Source organism: Methylobacterium sp. E-041, from assembly GCF_022829665.1.
Lineage (GTDB): Bacteria > Pseudomonadota > Alphaproteobacteria > Rhizobiales > Beijerinckiaceae > Methylobacterium.
Map to the genome: position 1 here is coordinate 1 of NZ_JAKSYQ010000278.1, position 4,869 is coordinate 4,869.

Below are 4,869 nucleotides of genomic sequence, written 5' to 3' on the forward strand. Positions count from 1 at the left end.
AACTGCTGCCGCCGCCTTACCAAGGACTGGGAATGCCAAAGCCGAAAGGCCTTGGCATTCCTCGACTGGGTCTCCGTGCGTCCCTTGATCCGTAAGCTCTGCCAAAATGCAAATGATTCCGGATAGACTTTGAGACCTGCACATCCGCTTGCCGTAGCTTGGCAATAATCTTCTCAGGCTTCGGGTGCTTTGCCACTTCGCCTGTCCTCTATGCTCAAAAGCCATACCAAAGGGCGGACTACCATGGCGGATTCAGGCTCTGCACCGGAAGCTCCAGCGTTCAGCGCCAAATCAAACATCGCCGGCGTCAGGTGTAATTGCGCGTGCTGCTGCCGTGCTGGGGGCCGCGGCGATCGCTATAAGTACGGCTGTGTTGATCATCGGCTGCGCCTCCCATCCTTGGGTACCCACCTCGTGCAAGTTATGCTCGCGCTGCCCCGCATCCTCGTGCAACAGGGTCAGATAAGGGGCGACAAGCGCCCACCCATCATCTGATGACGTCGGACGTGTAGGGTCTGCGCGAAGGGAGTATACCTCTCCATCTGGAATTCCCGCGCAACAATTTAATTACAGCCTCCATGGCTTGCCGAAATCGATACTCTCCTTACCCAAGTTGTGCCGCGGGTCCGCAATGGGGAGCCCGCTTTTGGCAGCGGCAGAGCTAGGCCGCGCATCGTGGACGTAGCGTCGGAGGATGGAAGCTACGTCCACAACAGTGTTGTTGCTCTAGGTCGCGGACTTATAAAGTTCGCAGCCAGACCCGGACGGCAGCGAGTTTGACGCTGGCGAGGAAGTTATCGGGATCCTTGTCGTAGCGGGTGGCGACGGCGCGGAAGTGCTTGATCTTGCTGAAGAAGCGCTCGACCAGGTTGCGGTACTTGTACAGGAACGGGCTGAAGGCCAGGACCTGTTTGCGGTTGGGCATTGGCCTCACGTTCGCCCAAGCACCCTGCTCGGACATCCAGGCTCGCAGCGCATCGCTGTCATAGGCCCGGTCACCCAGCAGGACCTGGCCTTCACCCAACCCGCCCAGCATGTCGGTCGCCGAGCGCCCGTCATGCGCCTGACCGGGCGTGATCTTCAGCGCGAGGGGACGGCCCTCGGCATCCACCAGCGCGTGGATCTTACTGGTCAGGCCGCCCCGTGAGCGACCCATGCCACCGGATCCGCCCTCTTTTTTTTAGCGCAGGCTGCGTGCTGGTGAACCCGCACGCTGGTGGCGTCGATCATCTGCAGATCGCCCTCGTAAGCCTTCGACACGGCAGCCAGAAGCCGATCCCAAATGCCGCGCTTGCGCCAGCGCCGGAAGCGGTTGCCGCAGGTCGTGTAGGGCCCGGGTCGAGATCGAGCTGTACGCCGCTTACATCCTCGCGCTGCTGCTCGGTGGCTTGAAGAGCCCCTTTTACGGGCGATGCCGTAATGACCGAAGAACCGCCACAACCCGCTCGTGCTGGTTCGGATACCCTGCTCGCCCAGCGTGTCGCGCAACTCTCAGAGGAAGATCTGCGGATGCGCGCGGCAGATCTCCAGGATCGTCTCGGCATGGGCTACGATGGCAGGCGGAGACCGGTCGCAGCCTGCCATCGTAGCCCTCCTCGCGAAAGCGCGTGCCAACGGATCGCTCTGGCCTTCCCGACACCGAAGCGCTCGGCCGCCTGCCGGCGCGACTACCCCGCATCGACCGCTTCAATGGCCCGCTCGCGCAGATCGACTGACAGGGCTGACGGCGTGGTGCGTTCCTTCGAAAGCGCGCCATCGAACCAGACCGCGCCCCTCACCGCTACCCACGGCTCAATCCCAAGGGCAACCGCTATAATAGGGATCGAGACCATAGTTACGCCATTTGTGAATGGGCACTGCTGCAGAAGCCGTAGCGCTTGCCGGTACACCGGGTCTATCGTGCGAATAGACGATCTTGGCGCGGACAGCCGTGACGGTACAAACCTGACGATGATTGGCGAGTATCCGCGAGACCGCTTAACATCTCATTGGCACACATCCTCGAACCACGACGCATAGGCCTTCACCTCCCAACGCACCACATTTACATAACACTTACAACTGAAAAATTATTTATCGTTTCGATACATTCTGTAAAATAAATCTCCAGACTCGACCACCAACTCGCTTGATGAACAGCGGCCAAATATTTGGATTAAATATTATTATAGCTAAAGCCGCCTTGTAGTTTTTTTCCTTTTCAAAAAGCTTTTGAGCATCGATATAGTGAATCATTTTTTTATATCCAGCCTCTCTGCTTAGCAAAATGTCATACAATTTTTTATTCGCATGGTCTTTATATGTTGATTTAAATTCAGAATTGATTGATAATGCTATTCGATAATCATATCGCCAAGCGCCATTTCCTGTGGTGCTCCATTTCCGTGAAGAAGGGCTAAATGGCATGTACCAATTATAGTAGGGCGCATGAGAAATATAAGCTCTTCCTCCGGCTGCAAAAAAATCAAATAAATAGTAGAAATCCTCGGCGAACCGTGCTCCCTCATTATATTTTAAGACTGTCGAACTTATAAAATCCTTTTTAACTATTGGTTTAAGAATTCCAAAATCGAATTTGGAGGAAGAGCTAGAATACTTCGCAAAATCAGCGCTCGACAAATGGCGTCCAATCCCTTGCGCTTGAAAAGCTATTGAGAATGCACTCTCTTTTTCGGGATCAATATGACGCTGATTATCAGCAACCAGGTCAACATCTTCCTTTATAGCCATTCCAATAAGGCGCTCAAGTCTTTCTTTTTCGTACGTGTCATCTGCATCTAAAACGGCTATCCATTCGCCTGAGGCGGCTGCAATGGCCGCGTTCATGGCAGCTGACTTTCCACTGTTAGATTTTAAATCTATAATATAAATACGGCTATCAGATACTGAAAAATCTCTTGCTATTTGAAGACTTTCGTCCGAAGAACAATCATTGACAATTAATATTTCGATATCAGAAAGGCTTTGATTTTGAACTGATCTAATAGCTCTAGCTAAAGTTTCTTGGCTATTATAAGTCGGAATGACTACCGATGCGACAACTTTGTTGATTTCTTTCTGCAACTTTAGAGTCCTTATAATTATTTAAGAGATGCACGGGCCGCGTCGATAGTCAAGGAAATGATTACAGCCGGCAGATGTTCCGAGCCTACACCTTCTAGCTTACCTGCGACCACAATGATATCGAACATCGCCTGACCAAGCTACGTAACTCTAATATCAACGTCGGGTCGACGGAATTAACCGCAAGATTAAAGACAGCACTACGGCACCATACGCAACTCAGCCCTCACCTCTCTAACTTCGTTAGCGCTCACAATTTCGACCGCTGCCTAAAGACGCCCCGTGACCTTACGACCTACAAGGTATAGTCACCCAAGCCCAGTTGCCTTAGAGCCCGTCTGATAACATCCGGCAGGGGTTGAGTGGCCGGGATGGCGGTGATTCTAGAAGGGTGCTGAAGCCTGATCTGGATGTGCCATGTGGACCCCGACCACTCGCCGGCAGCATAGCCGTTCGCGCCTGCGCTACGAAACCGACCTGACCGATGCGGAATGGGCCGTGATCGCGCCGCTGATGCCGGAGCCGGCCTCGTGCGGTCGGCCCGCCATCTGGACGATGCGCGAGATCTGGAACGCGATCTTCTACGTGCTGCGGGGCGGCATCGCGTGGCGAATGATCTCGAAGGACCTGCCTCCGCGCAGCACGACGTTCGGCTACTTCGCGCGCTGGCGCGACGAGGGCCTGTTCGGTCGGATCAATCATCACCTCGTCATGGCGGATCGCGAGCGGGTCGGTCGAAGCGCCTCGCCCACCGCTGCAGTGCTCGACAGCCAGAGCGTGAAGACCACCGAGAGTGGAGGGCCACGCGGCTACGATGCCGGCTAGCCAAGCCAATCCGTTCAGACGACGACAGGCCCTAGGCGCAATTGACTTTGTCGAATACACCAATCCATGTATATAACAAATTGTAAAATATAGACTTATTACCACATCACATTTTATCGGATAAATACTCTGATTGAAGTTCGATTACTACATTGGTAGTTCGCGCTTTCTCGAAGCAGGAACGCCACCATAGTAGCCATTCGGCTCTGTATCTTTAGTCACTACGGCGCCAGCACCAATCACGCAGCCCTCAGCAATGGTAACCCCAGGATTTACTATAACTCCACTGTGTAGCCAACATCCTTTTTTTATTAACACTGACTTGAGTAATACCCCATCAGATTTTCTTCGTATAACCCCAGCGTCGATCGGATGCGTCGACGTCATAATGATACTTCTAGGACCAATTCGCACATAATCCTCTAATACAATACCGCCGACAGCATCGAGGAGGCATCCCTCGGCAATTCCGACATGGTATCCGATAGAGAGTTTATTTGATCGTATCGACGTAAGTTTTGCAATCCAGGGGTCCTTTCCGACCGGTATACCCGCTAATCTTAATAGCTTGGGGCGAATTGATAATGGGACTAATCTACTTGACTGAAATGTAAGGATGAATTTGTTAACTATCCTTTTCATTCTCAACATTTTCGAATAAAGCCTTTAGATTTTGAACTTTTGCAGCATAGTGTTAGGAAAAATGTTTTCTTAGCGCTTGGTTCTTTCTCACAATATCGTGATTTACAGGTTCTTGTGCAGGGGCACAAGCCAGCATGCCCCCTAAATCTCCTGCTACCCGGCGGCCTTAGAGCCCGTCTGATAACATCCGGCAGGGGTTGAGTGGCCGGGATGGCGGTGATTCCAGAAGGGTGCTGAAGCCTGATCTGGATGTACCATGTGGACCTCGACCACTCGCCGGCAGCATAGCCGTTCGCGCCTGCGCTACGAAACCGACCTGACCGATGCGGAATGGGCCGT

2 protein-coding genes and 3 pseudogenes are annotated in these 4,869 nt (G+C 53.0%); 2 read left to right on the forward strand and 3 right to left on the reverse strand.

Annotated elements, in window-relative coordinates; genetic code table 11:
* Positions 1-739 precede the first annotated feature (739 nt).
* Positions 740-1,341, reverse strand: a pseudogene (locus MKK70_RS24765) (IS5 family transposase); the annotation flags it as partial.
* Positions 1,342-2,073: 732 nt separating this feature from the next.
* A complete protein-coding gene (locus MKK70_RS24770) occupies positions 2,074-3,063 on the reverse strand; it encodes a glycosyltransferase family 2 protein (RefSeq protein ID WP_243950523.1) in 990 nt (329 codons plus the stop codon).
* A gap of 417 nt (positions 3,064-3,480) precedes the next feature.
* Between MKK70_RS24770 and MKK70_RS24775 the strand changes: the two are divergent.
* A pseudogene (locus MKK70_RS24775) lies at positions 3,481-3,885 on the forward strand (transposase); the annotation flags it as partial.
* Between the two features lie 150 nt (positions 3,886-4,035).
* Here the strand turns inward: MKK70_RS24775 and MKK70_RS30910 are convergent.
* Entirely contained in the window at positions 4,036-4,539 is a 504-nt protein-coding gene (locus MKK70_RS30910; RefSeq protein ID WP_313899111.1) for an acyltransferase, read from the reverse strand.
* 247 nt (positions 4,540-4,786) lie between these two features.
* On the opposite strand from MKK70_RS30910, the pseudogene MKK70_RS24780 reads away from it, so the two are divergent.
* Positions 4,787-4,869: pseudogene (locus tag MKK70_RS24780) on the forward strand (IS5/IS1182 family transposase); the annotation flags it as partial.

Excerpts from the sequence above, each read along its gene's own strand:
- MKK70_RS30910 (WP_313899111.1), bottom strand. The coding sequence starts at position 4,539 with ATGTTGAGAATGAAAAGGATAGTTAACAAATTCATCCTTACATTTCAG.